Origin of the sequence: Vallitalea maricola (assembly GCF_036985595.1) — a bacterium.
In the GTDB taxonomy this organism is placed as follows: domain Bacteria; phylum Bacillota; class Clostridia; order Lachnospirales; family Vallitaleaceae; genus Vallitalea; species Vallitalea maricola.
The window spans coordinates 38,028-58,238 of the sequence record NZ_BTPU01000018.1; the positions used below are offsets into that span (position 1 = coordinate 38,028).

A 20,211-nucleotide genomic window follows, 5' to 3' on the forward strand; every position below is an offset into this window, starting at 1 on the left:
TAATATTGCCCACTGATTCTATAATTTGATTGTCTTTCACTTTATAAATATTCATACGCAACCGCCACACTCTTCTTACTCATTAACTGTAGAGCGTAATCTAATATCTTATTTTCATTCATATCATATTCTCCTATTAATCTAAATAATTGAAAAACCACATAAAATCCTTGTAAGCTAATCTCATTGGATTCTATGCGGCGAATATTGTTATATATTTTTACAGTCAAAGATAGAATGGTAAGCCATCCCTACTAAATTCAATATGGAAAGATTATGCTTAAGCACTCCTTCCATAACATATTAAATAAAATAATACTATTGTATTTGTAATAAGTCAAGAACAAAATATGAATATATTCTTCACCTCTGACTCATTAATTTCCTAATATAAATTTGAGTAAAAAAGCCAAAAGAATTAATTAAGAAATGTGCTATCTCCTTCTGGGGAACTTGCAGTAGCGAGCTATTTCCAAATCAGTGATTCATATAATCTAACATGATTTTTTATTGTTCCGTCCCAGTGGAATTCTTGTTTTATTTTATGGCTGTTATCTATTAGTTTCTCAAAATTATCATTACTTTGTAAAGCTTTTAAAATTTATCCTTAACCTCTTTTTCATTCTTTGCATTTACCAGTATAGCTTTATCCCCCACTATCTCAGTAAAAGAGGCTCTATTACTGCATATTGCCGGTATACCACAACTAATAGCCTCAACCGTAGTCATTGGGGATCCTTCGTAATCTGAAAGGTTTACAACACACATTGATGCATTATAAAAATATGGCATGAATTTGTATTCAGCAATACCCACAAAGATCAAATCATTTTCTATTTCCAGTTCTGGGGGTTATACCTGCTGTATATAGAAAAAGTATTCCATAAGAAAAATAGACAACAAAAGCCCTATAAACTGAGTTAATATCCGAGCCCTTGTTATCTATTCCATTCAAAACCGACTACTGGTTAATATGTTGCTTATTTGAAATGTCAAATCTACCTATTCTATCTTTATTAACTTAACCTCTTGAGATTGATCCTTGTCTAATCGAGTCATTTCACTTGATAGTTCTAGGACTTCAATAAATTTATCAATATACTGATCAGGTATTTGGTCAAGAATTTCAAACATTTTTTTAAATGCTTTTTGATAGGCGTATTCTGAATATGATTGATATATCTCTTTTCCAAAATCAGAAACTTTTATAATGACGTCTTTACGATTATCACTTGTATGGAATTTTTCCATCAATCCCTTTTTTTCCATTTTTTTTATGTTCTTAGAAAAAGCACTGGGAGAGAGGCCGAGCCTACAAGCAATTTCTGACATGTTTTGATGTCTTTCCTCATTTTCTAAAATGTATTCCATTACCTGAAGTTGTGATGCCGAAAATTTTATGGAAGTATTGTAACTATGTTCAATTTTATATGATTGTGCATAAGAATTACCAAATTTAATAATCTTCTCAACGAAGCTGCGGTACTTTCCCATCCATTCAAGTTTCATCTATCAATTCCTCCAAAAGCTTGATTATGTAAGTATATCATAATGATATTTTAAATTCAATAGAACTTAAAGATGGGATTTAATCGTTAAAACAATGAAAGCGTTGCCGTATTAGCAATACCAATCATTACAATAATCATACAATTTACAAGAGCGCCTAGCCATACTTTCCCCGTTGCTTTATATAGACTACGTCCAATATAGGCAGCTGCAAAAAGCAAAACAATAAGTGGAAGTACAACAATTGGATAAAGTCGATCTGCTTGCCAATGTGAAACCCCTGTAGTAAAAATGGTTATGTATTGAATAGCATTAATTATGATAATACCTAAAGCATTTCCTAAGCCGCATATAAGTAAATTCAGCCATTCTTTTTGGTTTCCGGCCCTACTTATTATATTGTTCGAAAGAGAAAGAGCAAAGAAAAATATTAAAAACAGCGGCCAGTATTGTAACGCAATAATAAGCTTATCCGATGAGAATGAACATACGGCCAATAGCCATATACGAAAATCAGTATTGAAAAAATATTCTGTGGCAAAAACAAATCCATAAAAACCAATAAATACACAAATGGCTAAAGCTAATGTTTTTAAAAATTCGGATAAACCAATCTTTATTCCTAACATATCAGTCGTAATTTCTTTGCTTTTCTTTTCAGATTTATAGGTAATCCAAAAAAGAATAATGCCTACAATACCATTAAAAACACCCCATAGTAAAATAAAGTTTGTTGAAGGCTGAGAGAACCATTTAGTTGATTGGAATGATGCTGTATCTGAGAAAAAATATTTATCCAGCTTTGATATGGGCATAAATGATATCCACGATATTACCCAACTTATAATCCATCTCAACCAAAAAGCGGCTTTACTTCTTCTTGTATCGAGAGCTATTAATGGTTCAGGAGCAGTACCCTTTAATCCTTTGAATACTGGAATTTCCATAAGTAATACAGCTATAGGTACTATAGCAATAAATACAGCTATAAGTCCTATTAAATTAAAAAGTTCTTTTAGAAACCATATTTGATGATTACTCTTTATAGGGCTTTCCAATTGAAAAGCTTTTTGAAAAAAGTCTACTGTATATCCTGCACTTTTGAATGAAAAATGTTGTAGAATATGAATCTCCTTTGGATTATAGATCACTCTTAAGGTTTTATTTGCTGCATCTCCATAGAACTTACCGATTTCAACGGTTTTTATTTTTTTATCGTCATCAAAAATAGAATTTATTGCAGAAAGAGACTCATAGGAGTTGCCCGAGAGGTCTCCATTCCCATTAGTTAGATCATAACAGCCTTCATCGTTTTTTGCATAGTTTATTCCCACATTAGCATGTATTGATTGAAAAATCTTCTCTGAAGACAAGCGAACATTTGAAGTTGGAAATCCAGAGTGTACTTTATTTACCCCATCTGCTTTAGCTTGTTCCTCTGAAGTAATCCGAGTTCCACCGTCTGAGTCTGGTTTTTGAGCTTTTTCAATTATGGAATAATATTGAGAACCATAGTGCATCAATGTCATCCAGACATCCATGCCTCCCATCGAATGGCCCATAATACCAATTTTCCTATTATCTATGTAATTTAGATGACTATAAGCAAAATCAACTAGAGGAATCATTCCCGTTCCCTCTTTAACAACGGAATCCATAACTGATTCTTTAGATGAGCTTGATCCTCCATGATAATATGCATCCATAGCAATTACCGCAATACCTCTACGTGAAAGCTCAATAGCACTTATATCCTGCATTTTACTGTTATTCAAATATCCATGACACGTTATGACAACCGGTACTTTATTTTCTGAAGATGCTTCAACGGGTTTAAAAATATTTCCTGACAACCATTGTCCATTTTCTGTTGGAATAGTAAATTTAATAATATCCACTTTCCCAAAAGAGGTTTGTAATACTGATGCCCCTAAGCCACTTATCAACACCAAGATAATGGTGATACATAAAATTTTCGCTGCAGTTTTTGCTGACATGCCTCTCGTTTTATTTAGTTTCATTTGATTTCCTCCTTCATTATTATAATTTCATTTGGAAATAATATAATTTCATTATTACATGTTTTTTGTGCAAAGTCAATATACAATTACTTCAACAAGTATCTTTTTTCAAAAAAACTACCAAAAGCAAGGGAACGAAATTGTTGCTTCATTCTGATTGAAGCAACAACCCCGTTCCCTTGCTTTATACAAATAGCTATTATATTCACTCAATGAGTGTAAACAATATAGAAATTACCTTTTAGATATCACCTCATAGAGTAATTACAAAAGTATTAAACGAATATCCCTTCAAGTTGACTCTAATATTTTTCTTATTTATATTAATGCTCATATCACGAGAATAATTTACATTATTAGCTGCAACAACGATAATTTCTTGGTTAGGATTTTCAAAAGCTACTGCTGCTCCTGACCAAGGACCTTTGACTTCTATACGTTTTGCTCCAGGTTTCACATAACCAGAAAAGTGTTTCATTACATAGAATTCAGGATTGTAAATAACTTCTTCTGTTTTAGGGTCAACCGTCACAAGTGAATTCTGCTTCCATCCCCAAGTACTGCTGCCACCTGGTTCTAGTACCATGTTCCAATAAGTATAGCTGCTTACACCATTACGAAAATAGTGCCGCATTAGGTTAAAGACATAACGGGCATATTCCCATGTGTTATTTCCATCGCCACATTCATTTTCGGTCTGAATCAACTTCATGTCAGGGTAAGATTCTCTTGTTCTTTGTATTGCTTCTCGCCCTGCCCACTGATATCCGACACCAGAAATGTATTTTTTAGCCATTTTGTCAAATAATACATGATCTACATATTCATCAAATATATCAAGAATAATCGTTCCAGTAGGTAAAAACTTCATTTGCTCAGGTCCATTAAGGGTTCCCAACCAAATTTGGGTATCCACATTTTCTTTTTCAAAAAGTGGTCCTAGATACTCACCGATAAATTGTCTAAATTGTTCCCCTGACCACAAACAGGAAGGGAATTTCTGATCAGCAAATGGTTCATTTTGTATGTGAATCTGATCAATTCGGATCCCTTCTTTTTCATAAGCCTCAATGAACTTCAAAAAATATAGTGCATAAGCCTTTAAATATTCTTCTTTCATAATAAGTCTTCCATAGTTATAAGCTTTAGGAAATTTCATCCAAGTTGGAGGACTCCATGGTGAAGCAAATAGTTTAAGATCTTTTTTATATTTTTTTGCACTATTAATATAGGGTATCAAATAGGAACGATCTCTCTCTATAGAAAAATGCTTCATTTCAAAATCATTTTCCTGTTCATTTAAACTATACCACTGAGCAGCATAGTCACTGGCGCCAATAGGCATTCTACAGAAATTAAACTTTGCACCATGTTCTTGATCAAAAAAATTTTTTATTACTTCTTCTCTTTGTTTGTCATCAATTTTATTTAATGCTATCCAACCGAGTTCATTAAAACAAGCACCAAAACCATCAATGGTCTGATCCCTTTTATCAGTAAGTGTAAGACAATGAGATGATGTATCTGCATCAGTATTCATCGCTATTAAATCCTTTGTATCTCTATCAACCCATTGGTTGTTAATTGTTGTTTCTTTCCATTCGATTCTCATTGTTAACCTCCTAACCTTTTACCGCTCCAGCAACAATTCCTTTAACAATATGTTTTTGGAAAAAGAGATAGAATACAACCAAAGGTGCTGAAGTCATAAGTAAACCAGCAAGTAAACTCGTCCAATCTGCTTCATATTTTCCGAAAAACTTATTGGCTGAAAGAATAAGTGTGTAATTTTTCGCATCTGTAATCATTAATAAAGGTAATAAAAAATCATTCCATATCCATAAAGCATCTAATATTGCAATTGTAGCTGTTATAGGCTTTAATAATGGAAATATAACATATAAGAACACTTTAAAAGGTCCACATCCATCAATAATAGCGGCTTCTTCCAAGTCGATTGGAATTGTGCCTACAAAACCAACATAAAGGAAAATGGCCATATTAACCCCAAGTCCAATATAGATAGCTACAGTCCCTAATAAACTTCCTTTAACATTAAAAAACATTGCAGTTCTTGTTAGAGAAATCATAATAGAGTGAAAAGGTATCAGCATAGAAGCAATAAAAAGAATTTGAAATACTGATGCTAACTTTGTTTTACTTCTTGATATTATATATCCTGCCATAGCAGAACTAATTATGATTCCACTTACAGCTAAACCTGTAATGAAAAAGGTGTTGAATGTTGTTCTTATAAAATCAAGTTTTTTAACAGAAATTATATAATTTTGAAATTGTAAAGTTTTAGGTAATGCCAGAATGGATCTTGCCATCTCGCCATCCGTTTTTAATGAATTAATCACTGCAATATAGATTGGAAAAAGCACAATAACAGCAGCTACTAGAAGAAATAACCATTGAATAACATTAACTAATTTCTTATTCATTATGCTTTTACCTCCTTCTTTCGAGTTATTCTAAGCTGGATTAATGTTATACATAACACAAACAAGAACAAAATAATCGCTTTAGCGTTGGCGTAACCATATCTAAAATAACTGGAAAATGCCTCTTCATAAATGTTTAGTGACATAACCTGAGTTGTTCTGCCAGGTCCGCCTCCAGTCAAACCGTAAATTTGATCAAAAGCTTTAAAAGAACCATTAAGCGTTAAGAAAAGATTAATCGTAACAGCATGCATAATCATTGGTAATGTGACTTTAAAAAATATTTTAATACTGCTTGCACCATCAACTTTAGCCGCCTCTTTGTATGCTGTCGGCACACCTTGTATTGCAGCAATATAGATAACCATGGTATATCCAACAGTTGTCCATAAGGACATCATTACAATTGCCAAAAATGAAAAATTTGGATTACCAAGCCAAGGCTGATCTAAAAACCCTAAAAAATTATTTTGAGCTAATTCACTGAAAACTTTTCTAAAAATAAACTGCCATATATACGCTCCAATAATAAAACTAATCATATTTGGAACGAAGAAAACAGTTCTAAAAATATTTTTTGATTTGTTTCTTGAATCAATTAAGACTGCCAATAATAACCCGATGACATTCGTTAAAATAACCATAGCGAGTACGTATTTTAAAGTAAATTTAATTGAAATCAAAAAGTTCTTATCCTTCGTTATTGCATCTATAAAGTTTTTCAGCCCGACAAAATTATAATTAGGATTTAACCCGTTCCAATCAGTAAAACTGTAAGATAGTCCAGTTATAACTGGTATAATCATGAAAAGGCTGTAAAATATCAAAGCAGGTAATAAAAACAATAATAAGAGTCGTATTTCTTTACTATTTTTCTTTTTTTTCATAACATACTCCTTTCTTCTGTCATAAAATCCAGTATGATGTCTACACTTTAATATATATATTTCTTAAAGAAAAGTGGGCCAAGTGACCCACTATTAGTTATTGATTGATTTCATTGAATAATCGCCAAGCTTCATTTAATGCAGCAATCACATCATCAGCTGTAGCTGTATTTGAGTAATATCCTTGTAATGCTTTACCCGATTCATCCTTAACCGCTTGAGGAATACTTGGGTCAACATAAGATTTCCTTTGTTCCACATAAGAAACTGCTTCATTAATCCAAGGATACGCTTCAAACGTATGAATATTTGAAATTGGATTAAACTGGCAAGAAGTAAAAAATTCTGTAGACGTTTCAGGATTCAAGAAATAGGCTACTAACGCTTTCGCCACTTCTTTATTTTTACTAAATTTACTTACTCCTAAAGATGTTGATACAGAAGCATTAATCATTGCAGCTTTAGGATCATCATTAACTGGTAAAGGTGCTACACCAATATTAAAATCAGGATTTGATTCCAATATAGTTGATGAATACCAAGGTCCTTGTACCCACATACCATATTCTCCGGATGCAAATTCAGCACATCCATCCACTCCGCCGACTTCAAGACCATTTTTATTAGCGTTAGTATGTATCAGGTCAATGACATTAAACATATCTTTTATTTCTTCAAAGGAACTTTCACCGACATACATTTTATCAATAAAATCCGGATTACTTGTATTAACGTATGCACCAACGGTAAGCGGTAAAAGTAACTGTGGTATCCATGCTTCATTATAAGCTGTTAAAAACGGCGTTTTACCTGCCGCTGCAATTGCCTCTGTATTAGCTTGAAGGTCACTCAATGTTAATGCTGGCTGAAGTTCTAATTCTTCAAAAAGATCTTTGTTATATAATATTCCCCATGTCAAACTTTCAAGTGGCAAAGCAACAACTTTATCCTCATATGTTACCGCTTGTTTAGCAGTATCATATAAATCAGCCGTCCATGGTTCATTACTTAAATCTTCAAGATAGCCTGCTTTATAATATTGAACTTTTTCATTAATTGCATTGAATGCGAATATATCTAAATCATCACCTGTTGACAATCTAGTTTTTAAAATCTCTTTCGCAGTATCAGCACTTGGCATTTCCAAGCTATAAGTTACTTTAATACCTGTTTCTTGTTCATACTCTTCAGCAAACTTGTCAATATAGTCTTCATATATTTCTCTAAATCTTGGTTGAGCAATAAAAAGTTTTAATTCTACTTCCTTAGCTTCAGTTCCTTTAGTAGGAGATTCTTTCTTAGTTGAATCATTTTCTTTAGCAGAACCGCACCCCATTAGTACCATGGATAAAATTAACAAAACTGCAATAACTCTTTTCATGTCTTTCCTCCTTATAATTGTTAGCGTTAAGGTTTTTTGTTAACCTGTAATGCAAGTATAGAACTTTTTTGAAAGAAAATCATTAGATAATATTAATGAAACTCACTGTAAAATATTAAGAATTATATTCACCAGGTGTACAACCATAATATTTTTTGAAAACCTTATAAAAATAGGTGACATCTTTATATCCCAAATGCTTTGATATTTCTTTGTGGGCATTTCCTTTCTCAAGCAATTTGACTGCCTCTTCCATTTTCCTCTTCAAAATATAGTTACCTAAAGTGATACCATAATGACTTTTAAACGAGCTGCTTAAGTATTCTTTACTGATAAAAAATCGTTCAGCCACATCACTTAAACTAATTTCTTCTCTATATGCCACATCAATATATTCTTTTGCTAAATCTACAATAGGCTTTTCTGTTTCTTTTATCTCATTATATCGATGATTAATTCCTGCTATGGTCAATTCTTCAACCCGCTCAAAATAATTGTTAATAAGCATTCCCTCTTTAACATCCATCTTCAGTTGATCATAGATTGCTCTAATCTCTTCATTTCTTTTAAGAACATCCATCATCTCTTCCCTTAGCACAGGTAAAAGGTAGTCATGTAAGAGTCGAACAAAGATGCTTTGATCTTCACTGGTGTAATTTATTCTTTTTTTTAAATCTGCAAGCACAGTAGTCACCTTTGTTTTATCTGTACCTTTTAAAACTGAACGAAAGGCCTTAACTTTCTCAATAATATAGACAATAACTTCTTCTTCAAACAAATCATGAAGAGCCAATGTGGATGTGCTTTTTAGCAATGTCATTTCTTTTACACATCTTTTCAATGCCTCATTCAACTCAACAGCATCAACTGGCTTTAGAATATACTCAATAGCTTGTGAGTGTATAGCCTGCCTCATATAGTCAAAGTTATCATAACCGCTTATAACAATAATCTTTATCTCTTTAACTTTATCCTTTAAAGTCTTAAGAAAGTCTACACCATCCATATTGGACATTTGCATATCCGTAATAACTATATCTGGATGTTCTTTTTCCACTAACTGAAGACCATCTATACCATTTTCTCCTTCCCCTACAATTTCAATTCCTAATTCATGCCATTGTCCCAAATTACGGATAATGCTTCTTGCCCACTTTTCATCATCAATAATAATTGCTTTTAGCATATCAAGCCTCCTCTTTTTTCTTAGTAGCTTTCATAATCATTGTAATTGTTGTATATTGACCTTCTTCACTTTCCACCTTTAAACCATAAGTTCTACCAAAATACATCTTTATCCGAGCATCAATATTTTTAAGTCCCAGGTTTTCGTTTTTATAAAAAGGAGCTTCTTCATCACCAATCAAATTTCTTTGAACCTCAAGCAGTCTACCTGCTGTAATCCCCTGACCATTATCTTTAACAGATACATATAGGTCACCTGTGTCTTGCCATATTCTCACATCAATTATCCACTCTCTTTCCGTTCTAACAAAACCATATTTAAAACAGTTTTCAACAATTGGCTGAATAGATAATTTGGGCATAAGAATTTGTTTTGTATTTTCAGGAACGTGAATATAAACTATTAACTTCTTGTCAAAACGCTTCTTCTGAATTTGCAGATATTGTTCAACATTGGCAAGTTCCTGTTCCACTGTAACCAATTCTTCTGTTAGCTGCATATTATAACGCATCATTTTGCTGAAGGCACCAATGATCTCATATATTTCCATTGCCTCTTTTTCTACTGCCATTGCCCCAATCATCTGAAGCGTATTATACATAAAATGAGGATTAATCTGAGCTTGGAGAGCCATTAACTGAGCTGATTGAATTTCTATCCGCTGTTTATACTCCTTATCAATAAGATTCCTTATTTTATCAATCATAAACCGATAACTTTGTTCCAACACTTTTATTTCATCATTTGTCTTTGCAATGGTTTCAGGTAATGCATCACTCACAAGTAAATCATCAATATTTTGCATAGACTTTGTTAAAGATCTAATAGGTTTCATTAACTGAGCACCAAAAAACAAAATAATCCCAATAATTATTATCCCCGTTAGAAGAATAATAACGAGTTGAGAAGACATTGTTTTCCTATAAAATTCTGTAGCAATACTGGTAGGAATGGTTTTAACTAGATAAAGTTCCTCGGATAATCTACGATGAAAAACATATTCATCATTTATAATCAAATAACCTCCTTCATCTGATTCTTTTACGTATTCATAAATCTCATCACTATTATCTCGTTCTAATCCTTTATGTGTTTCATAAATAATCTTGCCTTCTCCATCAAGGAAGAATTCACGACTATTTTTTTCAGTATTAAGGAGCCCAGCGGCTCTTTCAAACAAGTTCCAATTCAGCTTAACGACTAATGCACTTATCACTTCCTGATTATCAAATCGTCGATATATTTTCGTTAAATAAGGACCTTCAATTACCTGTCCCTTTTCCTTTTCTTTTATATTATATAATAACCCACCTTCATTTTTAAACAATTGATTTGTTTTGAATTCATCATCGCTAATTTCATTAATTAAAAAATCTTGCTCATAGGAAGCACTAAATACCTTATTACTTTCAAAAGAATAATACCTCACAGTAATAAAGTCTCTAAAATTAGCGAATAAATATGCTTTTAGCTTTGTTCGAAAAAACTGAATACCTTCTTTTTGCCAAGAATCATTTTGATCTACTTTTGACGTATAAAACTGTACATTATTATCGAAAAAAAAGGCGGTAAGCGACTCGTCAATACGCTCCACATTACCATAGAATTCCCTATTCACCCATTCCATCTTAGATTCATTCTGAGTTAATATTTCCTGTTCCATAGCATCCTGAGAATTTTGTCTTGAAATAACTGCTGCCACCATTAAAGGAACGATGGCAACTGTCAAAGTCAATACAAACAGTTTCATACGTATGCTACGAACCAATGGTGTTAATATGTATTTCTTTAAAAAGTACTTTAATCTCATTATTTTGACACCTCTTATTAAAGATTACATTCCTTGTGAAACTTCTAAATTTATCCTATTATATCAAAATTACTGACTTAATACTATTTGGTAATATTTTAACATTACAAGCTTTAATATTCACTTCTTCGTCTTCATAGAAATTTTCATACATGTGCTTTCGTATTCATAGTATGCAACAAATAAATAAAAGTATTAATTTACGTTAATTTCATTCTACTTGATGATGCAGAATCATGATTGTTTTCTATAAAAATGCAGAAGGTTTATATTCAACCTCCTGCTTCTATTTATACATATTTATTTATCTTACTTAGATATATATAATAGTAAGAACGCTAATACAACTATATCAGCATTTTTATCTATTGAGTTCCTTCAAAAGCTCATTGATTTCATCCATCGAAATTGAGCCTCCAGCGAATCCTACTAGAGTTCTTAATGGTAAATCCTTCATCATGGCAGTCTTCATCTCTTCTGTGATTGCCTCCGATGCAGCTTCTGTCTTATCGTAACTATCATGTGAACCAAAAACTGCCTCCATGGACTCTAAATATGGCATGATTGCTTCTTTTCCCTTTTCATCACTTTGAATTTCACCTAATGTACTATTAAGTGAATATGTTCTAAGAAGTTTTCTTGTGGATTTTATAAATACAGTTTCATAACATCTGGCATCTCTTGATGATGCTCCAATTTCAATTCCATAATTACCCTGCTCAACATACCAATCATTTAGCATAGTATTGAAGTAAGCGAATGAACGCTTGTCAAGAATAAACTCAACTTCTCTGCTCTCACCTGGATTCAATGCTACTTTCTCGTAACCTTTCAACTCCTTGACTGGTCTGATAGCATCTCCATCATCTGAAGGTGTCACATAAAGCTGGACAACCTCTTTACCAAATACATCGCCAGTATTTGTAACAGTGACTTTTATCATTAACTCGTCTTGGTCTGTCATCTCACTCTTGTCTAGTATAAGATTATCATAAGTAAACGTTGTATAACTTAACCCATGTCCAAATGGAAATAACACATCCATTTTTTTTGTTTCATAATAGCGGTAGCCAACAAATACACCTTCTCTGTATTCCACTATATCTTTTTCTCCTGTATAGTAGAGGAAGGATGGATTGTCTTCAAGCTTGATAGGAAATGTTTCTGCCAACTTACCGCTAGGATTCACATCACCAAATAATATGTCAATGATTGCATCACCAACAGCCTGTCCCGCCAGATATGCTTCGAGAATACCTTTAACCTTGTTGACCCAAGGCATTTCAACTGGCGATCCGTTGTGTAGGACAACAACAGTGTTTGGTTGAAGGTTTGTAACCGCTTCAATCAGTTGATTGTGGCTTTCAGGTAATTTCATATGACGGCGATCATACCCTTCACATTCGTAACTATCAGGTAACCCTGCAAATACAACAGCTACATCGGCATTTTTTGCTGCTTCTACAGCATTATTAATTAATACAGCATCTATTTCGTCCTTATCTAGATCATATCCTTTCGAATATATCACTTCAATACCTTTGATTGCTGATCCCGAATCTACTACATTACTGATTTTATGGCTATTGATGTGGGAGCTTCCTCCCCCTTGAAATCTTGGCTTTATTGCAAATTCACCTATAAAAGCAATTTTTTGGTTTACCTTCAATGGAAGGATACCTTCATTTTTTAAAAGCACCATGGATTCTCCAGCAATCCTGCGAGCAATCTCATGATCTGCATCTCTGTCAAATACAGCATCATGATTACGATTGTTCTCGAAATGCTCAACTATATTCAAGATTCTTTCAACTGATGTATCAAGCACTTTCTCATCAAGTACTCCATCTTTTACAGCAGTCACCAATTTGGCATCATTTATACCACCTGATGAAGGCATCTCAAGGTCAAGCCCTGCCTTAACACCCTCAACACGGTCATTGACTGCACCCCAGTCACTTACAACAAATCCGTCAAAATCCCATTCATCTCTAAGAACCTCTGTAAGAAATCTTCGGTTTTCAGACGCATAAGTACCATTAATTTTATTATATGAACACATGACAGTCCAGGGTTTTGCTTCTTTGACTGCATTTTCAAAGCTGGCAAGATAAATTTCTCGCAACGTTCGCTCATCCACTCGTGAATCTGACGTCAAACGACGATATTCCTGATTGTTAGCAAGAAAATGCTTTATGCTAGTTCCGACTCCCTGACTTTGAATACCATTGATTTGTGAAGCTGCCATTGTCGATGAAAGATAAGGATCTTCTGAAAAATACTCAAAGTTCCGTCCACAAAGTGGTGAACGTTTGATATTCACTGCCGGTCCAAGAATGACTGCAACACCTTCAGCCTGGCATTCATTCCCTAATGTTCTTCCCATTTCATAAATCAGTTCTCTATCAAAAGAGGATGCTACCGTACATCCTGTTGGAAAACAAACAGCCTTAATACTGTCATTAATTCCCAAGCTATTCCATTCTTTATCCTGTTTTCGAAGTCCGTGGGGACCGTCTGATACCATAATTGCATGGACATTAAGTCGTTCCACTTCTTTTGTGTGCCAAAAGTCAGCACCTGAGCACAAACCGGCTTTTTTTTCAAGTTTCATTTTATTGATTAATTTCTTCTTTTCCATTAATATTCCCCTTCTAATAATATTAAAATATAATCTATTATTATTTTACTGAAGATAGGAAATGAATTATATCAGAATTTTTCACTTATTGTCATGATTTTTACGAGCTTCAAAATTCTGCTGGATGATGCTTCCTTCTGTATTCCCTAGGCGTCATACCTGTAGTGCTCTTAAACACATAACCAAAATGACTCTGAGAACTATAATTCAGGTATTCTGCAATCTCTGCTATTGTCTTGTCGGAAAACTTAAGCATTTCTTCTGCAATCTTTATTTTTTGTTTATGAATGTACTCGGAAAACGTCATACCCACATGTTCTGAGAAAATTCTTGAAAGGTATGCCGGATTCATTCCAAGATCATTGGCCATATCTGACAATCTTATCTTATTAAATATATTCTTTTGAATGCCTTTCTTACAATCTTCAACATAGATATTAAGTGTTTTACCTTCATTACTATTTTTGACAAGCTTTGTGAATTCCAGTAACGACTCTGACCTTATTTTCATGAACTCACTAACATATCTGCATTTAGATATTTTTTTGAGAAACATATCACTCAAAAGAAAACTCTCTGAAGAAGAGACACCCGCTTCAATAGCAATTCTTGAAATAACTGCTATACCTACTACCGCCATATATTCCTCATTCTTTAAATAGTCGTTATCAATTACAAGTGGATACTTAGGTGCGGGAAAGTTTACGTATTCTTTCATCCTCTCTACATCACCATTTCGTAAAATCTCCCAGAAGAACTGTTCTTCTGAATAGGCGTGATTCATCTGAAGTTCATCTTCTATTCTTAATCGGTATTTAGTCTTATTCGTATCCCTTTCATATAGTTTATCTGAATGTTCCTCATCTTCTTTCTTGCCACAAACAGATATGTCCGCTAGTTCAAACAATTGGTCAACTGTAATGATTTTATCATTCACCACTGACATAAAGAAGGATACTGTAGAAAAAATTCTTCTCATACTGCACATGAAAATCTTGGAAACGCTGTCTTTATGCTCTATTATTCTGTTAAATAAATTCACTTCATGAAAGTTCATATTCCTATAACATACAGGTCCCCAGAAGAAATAACTGTCACTGTTATCTGGTCTGAATCCGCACATACATATAGGTAATTTTTCAAGTTTTGTATAAGCTACATTGCTGTCTTTCAGCTTAGAGAATAACGTATCAACCATCTCACGGTGGTAGTGCAGTAATTCTAAGCTATCTGGACATGAATAGCACCGCAATAATTCCCCTGCACTGCTGTATTCATATGAAGGAATATCACTCAAATCAGATAGCATTGTTGCCAAATATCCATTATTAATGAGAATCACCTATTTCTTCAAATTATTCAAGTATTCAACCAAGTCTATGATCCTTATATTATCACCTAAAGTAACTACAAGTCAAATAAATACTTTCCACTGCTCTTATGGCTAGTATAGGCATTTGCAAATAACTATTATATTAATTCTGAACGCATTTTCTCTATCCAATCCAGTTCATTTTGAAGAGATTAAAAAATATTTTCATATATTTTTTCCCAAAGAAATTTTTCTCTTGAGGATCTGTTAGGAATATAACTTTCTCTCCTTTTCTTTTCCTTTTCCATGAGCAGCGTGTTTCTTATTTTTTCCTCATACTTTACTAATAGTTGAACAAGTTCCTCATCAGTAATCATATCTGCCCAAGCCAACTGAATTAAAAATGTCTTCCTCCACTCAGGCTCATCAGGAATATCCAATATAGCCTTTCTTAGTTCTTTAAGTCCTTTTTCTGTTATAGAATATACTTTTCGTGACGGCGTATTTTCCTGATATTGGACTTCGGTTATTGCAAGCCCGTCCTTACTCAGTCGTGTTAAGGCTTTATATATGATTGCTCAAATATTTTTTTTAGGTCATAGCCAGATAATGACTTCCAGCTCAAAAGACCTAAAATTGCACTTTCAATGTTCATATCACCACATCCTTCTTAATTTTTAGTAATTATTTCTTACTCCACTTATTCTTAATTTTACCCGATAAGCTTAGTCACCATACCAGCTCCTACTGTACTTCTGGTTATCAAGATTTCCTATTGAGCTTTCAGGAGGGGAGCTTCTGCGGTTTTGCATTGTAAGAGCTTTGCATCCATATATAATAGCCGATGAAATGACCACAATGCTTGATGCTGTTACTCAAGCAGCCATATGGAGAGAGTTACAGTAGTACAATGATCTCCATAACGAAAAACATTTGTAAAGATATTGTCAAATAGTCTTTTCTTCTATATCCCCTCCTTTCATATGGTGAATACAATTAATGATATAGTCTAAATAGGATAAACGTCTTTTTATAATGATGCTTATAAAACCTATATAAAGAATAGAGCAAAGAATCATGTTTAAAATTAATAGCATATCCTTTAACTATAAGTATCTGTATGTCTTAGGTTTAAAAAATTGTCAATATACTAAAATGATAATTTATGTAATATGAAGAAAGTCACTACGAATAAAGGTAAAATTTTAAGAGAAACCAATAAAAACCACTTAATGATTTTTTTATATTGCTTATGCTTAATAGACAACATAACCATTTCCCCATACAGTATGAATATATTAGTATTCTGAATCGATGGCTTGCAGCTTCTTTCGTATATTTTTAATGTGAACCACCACATTATTATTTGAAGACAGTATAAATTTCTCTCCCCATACGTTTTCAAAAATTTCCTTCACACTAACACTGTTGCTCTATTACTAACGAGGTAGAGTAAGGTCTTGTATTCAATGTCAGTAAATCTAACTTGAATGTGATTTATGGTAACTTTATTCATATTTTTACTGATAAAAAGATTGTGGATACGTATTCCTGATAATTGCCTGTTAGCCTTTTCTCGTCTTGACAACGCAAACACTCTTTCAAGTAATTCTTTCGACGAAAAAGGCTTTATCATATAATCATCACCACCACATAATAATCCTTTAACCATATCTCCTCACTTGATTTTGCAGAAAAAAACGAAAGAACTTTATAAAATCTACACCTTAAATAACTGCTGAAAATGTATTGAACAGAGAGTTCTACGCAGATGATTTCGGGAAGAAATGGCTAACTGACGTTACGGAAATGAAATATGGACTAGGAAGCAAAGCTTATCTTAGTGCCATACTTGATCTTGCAGACAAGATCCTCAAAAAAGTTTAAGAAAAAACTGAATGATGCCGGAATGTCTAGAGTATCCAGATGCATAGACAACGGACCAATGGAAACCTTTTGGGGAATGATTAAATCAGAAACGTATTACTTGAAGGAACTTAACACATACGATGAATTGGAACAAGCAGTTATCGATTACATAGATTATTATAACAACTACCGATATCAAAAACGCCTTAACTGTATGACACCGATGGAATACAGAGATTATTTACAAAACAAAGCAGCATAAAAATATCTCCAACCACTTCATAAAATAGTTGGAGATATAATAACCTTTTATTTTTTCCACTGTCTACTTGGCAGAAATCCATAACTTCTAGTATAGACAAAGACACAAGTAATCATTCAAGATAGAAAATATAAAAACTATCATTATCAATAATAATTATTTGCTATATCCTTTATTAATAATATTCCTTAATTCCTCTTTTATCTCATCACTTGCATACTCTCCACCATGATAGCAAATAATTTTTTCAATATCATAGTTGAAAACTTTTTCTAGTGATTTTATTTCCTCTTCTTCATCTAACACAAAACGTTTATCAGCAATACCCAGCACACCACCCTCAGAAATTAACATATCTCCGCTAATCAAAGTTTTTTCAGGCTCAATATATAATGAGATATGTCCTGGCATATGCCCCGGAGTCTCAATAACTTTTACTCCCTCACTTATTATTTCACCATCAGATAATGTGGTAGCATGCTCCAAATATTGGACGCTTCTCAACATTTGGATAAACCCATCATTGTATGTTTTAGCCTCACCTTTTAACGACTCTCCATTTATTTCAGCCTGTTCTAACCGTAATGATTTCTTCTTTCCTAAAACATAGGGTATTTGATTATTGGAACATTTCACTTCAACATTAGGATATTTTGTAACAAGTTCTTTTATAGCCCCCATATGGTCATGGTCATGATGTGTCAAAATGACTTGACTAAGATTATGTATATCTAATCCTAATTCATCAAAAGTTTTTTCAATAGCTGGCAAAGACATTGGATATCCTACATCAATCATTATTAAATTATCATTATTTTTTATTACAACAGGATAGATATAAAATCTCATTTGCCCCATTTCAAATAGTAAGCGTAGCGTAATTATTTCTGTCATTAGTATACCTCCATTTAAATAATTTTTCTAACTTCTTGTTTTTCAACATTCCATTTCCAACAGCAAGTACTTATATTATTATTGTAAATAATACTGTTTTTTTCTATTCCTTCGTCTTCTTTTATTAAACATTTTATTTAACATATGTATATATTATCCTAAGATACTATATACTTTTTGCTGCTTTCTTAGCTTTCTATAAATTTTAATCTCTCTTCGTTTTCATCTTGGATGTCATACTCTTGTAAAAGAGCAGCAATAATATCATTATTCTATCTTATAACGATTATTTTGTTTAATTCTTTTTCATTAATTTCAATGTCAGCTTCTTCCACTAGACTATTTATATATTCTTCATACTTATCCTTTGAATAATTGATTCTTACATAATCTTTTACTTCTTCAAAGGATGGTAGGTATGTATTTGTCAGCAATCTTTCTAAGATAGCTTTTGGCTAACAGAATTCCCTTGTTTAATTTATATCAAGTCTCCAACAAAACTGATGGCATATCTGTATACCTCACTACAAATAAGTTTTTCTTCCTAACCCCTCGATTACAATGGCTCCTTTCCAAGTTATCCACTTTTTTATTCTTGCATCTATGGCTTTTTCTAAATTTATATTAGAAAGCTACTTTCATAAATAAAGCTACGCAACAAAGGATAATGACAAATGGAACATAAATATAGCGCCCGATAAAATACCATGTATTTCCCTGCTTTTTAGTTCTACCTTTATTGATTTCAATAAATAAGTCTTCTTTTTTCATCACCCAAAACCAACAAATAGCACCTAATGTTGCACCAATAGGGATAATATAAATTGATACAAAGTCCATCCATGGACCCCACTGGAAGATAGCTTCCATATTTATTCCAAATCCCAAACATATTAAACACAAAATGGAGAGAACTCCTTTACGATTGAGTTTAGGAAATTTATGCAGCAAAGATTCACCAACTGCTTCAAACATATTTTGCAAAGAGCTGATACCTGCGAAAATCATAGCAATATATAAAATAATTGCAAAAATACGACCCATAGGAATATCTTGTAAAATGGTAGGGAGTGTAACAAAAAGTAATCCCGGACCTGCTCCAACATCAAGGTCATAAGAGAAACATGCAGGAATAATTACCAAGGCTGCAATCAATGCTGCAATGGTATCAAAAAGAGCAGTTTTTCGAGCCACAGAAATTACATCCTCATTTTCTCCTAAATAAGCACCATAAACAATCATGCCACTTCCGGTAATAGATAGTGAAAATAGGGCTTGCCCCATAGCCCAAATCCATACCATTGGATCTTTGAGTACCTCCCAGCGTGGAATAAGCATAAATAAGTAACCTTCCATTACATTTGAAAGCATTGCAACACGTACTGCCAAAACAATAAATATTATAAAAAATATAGGCATCATTATTTTATTTGTTTTTTCAATACTCTTTACGCCTAAAAATAACGTAAACAAAGTGCCTATTACTACAATAACATGGTATGGTATTACAGAATGAGGCGTAAGTGAAAATGATTCAAACCACTTACCAGTGTCTACAGTCATTAAATTGCCTGTTAAGGAATTAATCAAAGCCTTAAATATATACGCTACAATAACGGCATAACCAATCGCAATGCACATTGAGCCTGCTAATGGTAACCAGCCTAGAACTCCACCTATTTTTCCAGCTCTTTTACTTCGTGTGTTCAAAGCGTTTTCATACGAACCCAAGGTACCTGTTTTGGAACGACGTCCAATAGCAAACTCTGCAGGTAAACCTACATAACTAAAAATAAAAATAAAAAATAGATATACTAGTAAAAATGCACCGCCACCATTGCTCCCCAGTTTATTTGGAAATCCCCAAACATTTGCCATTCCTACAGCAGAACCCACAGACGCCAAAATAAATCCCCAACGACTGCGAAATCTTCCAGATTTTTGTTTTTTTCCAATATCCATATAAAATCCTCCTAAATTAGTTCATTACTT

The 20,211-nt window shown here is 33.1% G+C and carries 19 protein-coding genes and 1 pseudogene; 1 reads left to right on the top strand and 19 read right to left on the bottom strand.

From position 1 onward, the window contains the following. Positions 1 to 41 precede the first annotated feature (41 nt). The 16 genes and pseudogenes from AACQ14_RS05890 to AACQ14_RS05960 all read right to left on the bottom strand — a co-directional run bounded on the left by AACQ14_RS05890 (position 42) and on the right by AACQ14_RS05960 (position 16,866). Positions 42 to 230 (bottom strand): hypothetical protein, encoded by a 189-nt coding sequence (locus tag AACQ14_RS05890; protein ID WP_339362655.1) that lies wholly within the window; start codon positions 228 to 230, stop codon positions 42 to 44. Between the two features lie 364 nt (positions 231 to 594). After that, on the bottom strand, positions 595 to 843 hold the full coding sequence (locus tag AACQ14_RS05895) for a glycosyltransferase (RefSeq protein WP_339362724.1): 249 nt from the start codon (positions 841 to 843) through the stop codon (positions 595 to 597). A gap of 159 nt (positions 844 to 1,002) precedes the next feature. Continuing rightward, positions 1,003 to 1,509: a MarR family transcriptional regulator gene (locus AACQ14_RS05900; RefSeq protein ID WP_339362656.1), complete on the bottom strand. Its 507-nt coding sequence runs from the start codon at positions 1,507 to 1,509 to the stop codon at positions 1,003 to 1,005. An 86-nt stretch (positions 1,510 to 1,595) separates the two neighbouring features. Then, complete coding sequence (locus AACQ14_RS05905) at positions 1,596 to 3,530, bottom strand: alpha/beta hydrolase (RefSeq protein WP_339362657.1); 1,935 nt, start codon at positions 3,528 to 3,530, stop codon at positions 1,596 to 1,598. A 253-nt stretch (positions 3,531 to 3,783) separates the two neighbouring features. Then, the gene (locus AACQ14_RS05910) at positions 3,784 to 5,142 is read right to left on the bottom strand and encodes a glycoside hydrolase family 30 protein (RefSeq protein WP_339362658.1); all 1,359 of its coding nucleotides are present in this window, start codon (positions 5,140 to 5,142) and stop codon (positions 3,784 to 3,786) included. Between the two features lie 10 nt (positions 5,143 to 5,152). Next, positions 5,153 to 5,977, bottom strand: a complete 825-nt coding sequence (locus AACQ14_RS05915) for a carbohydrate ABC transporter permease (RefSeq protein ID WP_339362659.1) — start codon at positions 5,975 to 5,977, stop codon at positions 5,153 to 5,155. Beyond that, positions 5,977 to 6,864: a carbohydrate ABC transporter permease gene (locus AACQ14_RS05920; RefSeq protein ID WP_339362660.1), complete on the bottom strand. Its 888-nt coding sequence runs from the start codon at positions 6,862 to 6,864 to the stop codon at positions 5,977 to 5,979. The genes AACQ14_RS05915 and AACQ14_RS05920 overlap by 1 nt, the downstream gene beginning before the upstream one ends. Positions 6,865 to 6,961: 97 nt before the next feature. After that, entirely contained in the window at positions 6,962 to 8,245 is a 1,284-nt protein-coding gene (locus tag AACQ14_RS05925) for an ABC transporter substrate-binding protein (protein WP_339362661.1), read from the bottom strand. A gap of 115 nt (positions 8,246 to 8,360) precedes the next feature. Then, the gene (locus AACQ14_RS05930; RefSeq protein WP_339362662.1) at positions 8,361 to 9,431 is read right to left on the bottom strand and encodes a response regulator transcription factor; all 1,071 of its coding nucleotides are present in this window, start codon (positions 9,429 to 9,431) and stop codon (positions 8,361 to 8,363) included. 1 nt (position 9,432) lies between these two features. Beyond that, the gene (locus AACQ14_RS05935; RefSeq protein WP_339362663.1) at positions 9,433 to 11,241 is read right to left on the bottom strand and encodes a sensor histidine kinase; all 1,809 of its coding nucleotides are present in this window, start codon (positions 11,239 to 11,241) and stop codon (positions 9,433 to 9,435) included. Between the two features lie 361 nt (positions 11,242 to 11,602). Beyond that, positions 11,603 to 13,882, bottom strand: coding sequence for a glycoside hydrolase family 3 C-terminal domain-containing protein (locus AACQ14_RS05940; protein ID WP_339362664.1), 2,280 nt, complete (start codon positions 13,880 to 13,882; stop codon positions 11,603 to 11,605). Between the two features lie 109 nt (positions 13,883 to 13,991). Beyond that, entirely contained in the window at positions 13,992 to 15,224 is a 1,233-nt protein-coding gene (locus AACQ14_RS05945) for a helix-turn-helix domain-containing protein (RefSeq protein ID WP_339362665.1), read from the bottom strand. 182 nt (positions 15,225 to 15,406) lie between these two features. After that, the gene (locus tag AACQ14_RS05950; RefSeq protein WP_339362666.1) at positions 15,407 to 15,634 is read right to left on the bottom strand and encodes a hypothetical protein; all 228 of its coding nucleotides are present in this window, start codon (positions 15,632 to 15,634) and stop codon (positions 15,407 to 15,409) included. A 21-nt stretch (positions 15,635 to 15,655) separates the two neighbouring features. After that, a pseudogene (locus tag AACQ14_RS24895) lies at positions 15,656 to 15,769 on the bottom strand (PadR family transcriptional regulator); the annotation flags it as partial. 723 nt (positions 15,770 to 16,492) lie between these two features. Next, the gene (locus AACQ14_RS24725; RefSeq protein ID WP_353514011.1) at positions 16,493 to 16,612 is read right to left on the bottom strand and encodes a helix-turn-helix domain-containing protein; all 120 of its coding nucleotides are present in this window, start codon (positions 16,610 to 16,612) and stop codon (positions 16,493 to 16,495) included. Continuing rightward, on the bottom strand, positions 16,609 to 16,866 hold the full coding sequence (locus AACQ14_RS05960; protein ID WP_339362667.1) for a response regulator transcription factor: 258 nt from the start codon (positions 16,864 to 16,866) through the stop codon (positions 16,609 to 16,611). Before AACQ14_RS05960 ends, AACQ14_RS24725 begins: the two co-directional genes overlap by 4 nt. Before the next feature lie 186 nt (positions 16,867 to 17,052). Here AACQ14_RS05960 and AACQ14_RS05965 point away from each other — a divergent pair, with 186 nt between their 5' ends. Then, positions 17,053 to 17,325 (top strand): IS3 family transposase, encoded by a 273-nt coding sequence (locus tag AACQ14_RS05965; protein WP_339362668.1) that lies wholly within the window; start codon positions 17,053 to 17,055, stop codon positions 17,323 to 17,325. Positions 17,326 to 17,481: 156 nt separating this feature from the next. Here the strand turns inward: AACQ14_RS05965 and AACQ14_RS05970 are convergent, their stop codons facing one another. From AACQ14_RS05970 to AACQ14_RS05980, 3 genes are all read right to left on the bottom strand, one after another. Continuing rightward, positions 17,482 to 18,219 (bottom strand): MBL fold metallo-hydrolase, encoded by a 738-nt coding sequence (locus AACQ14_RS05970; RefSeq protein ID WP_339362669.1) that lies wholly within the window; start codon positions 18,217 to 18,219, stop codon positions 17,482 to 17,484. Positions 18,220 to 18,491: 272 nt separating this feature from the next. After that, positions 18,492 to 18,653, bottom strand: a complete 162-nt coding sequence (locus AACQ14_RS05975) for a hypothetical protein (RefSeq protein WP_339362670.1) — start codon at positions 18,651 to 18,653, stop codon at positions 18,492 to 18,494. Positions 18,654 to 18,843: 190 nt separating this feature from the next. Continuing rightward, positions 18,844 to 20,181 carry a sodium-dependent transporter gene (locus tag AACQ14_RS05980; protein ID WP_339362671.1) on the bottom strand — a complete coding sequence of 446 codons (1,338 nt, stop codon included), beginning with the start codon at positions 20,179 to 20,181 and terminating at the stop codon, positions 18,844 to 18,846. Positions 20,182 to 20,211 lie beyond the last annotated feature (30 nt).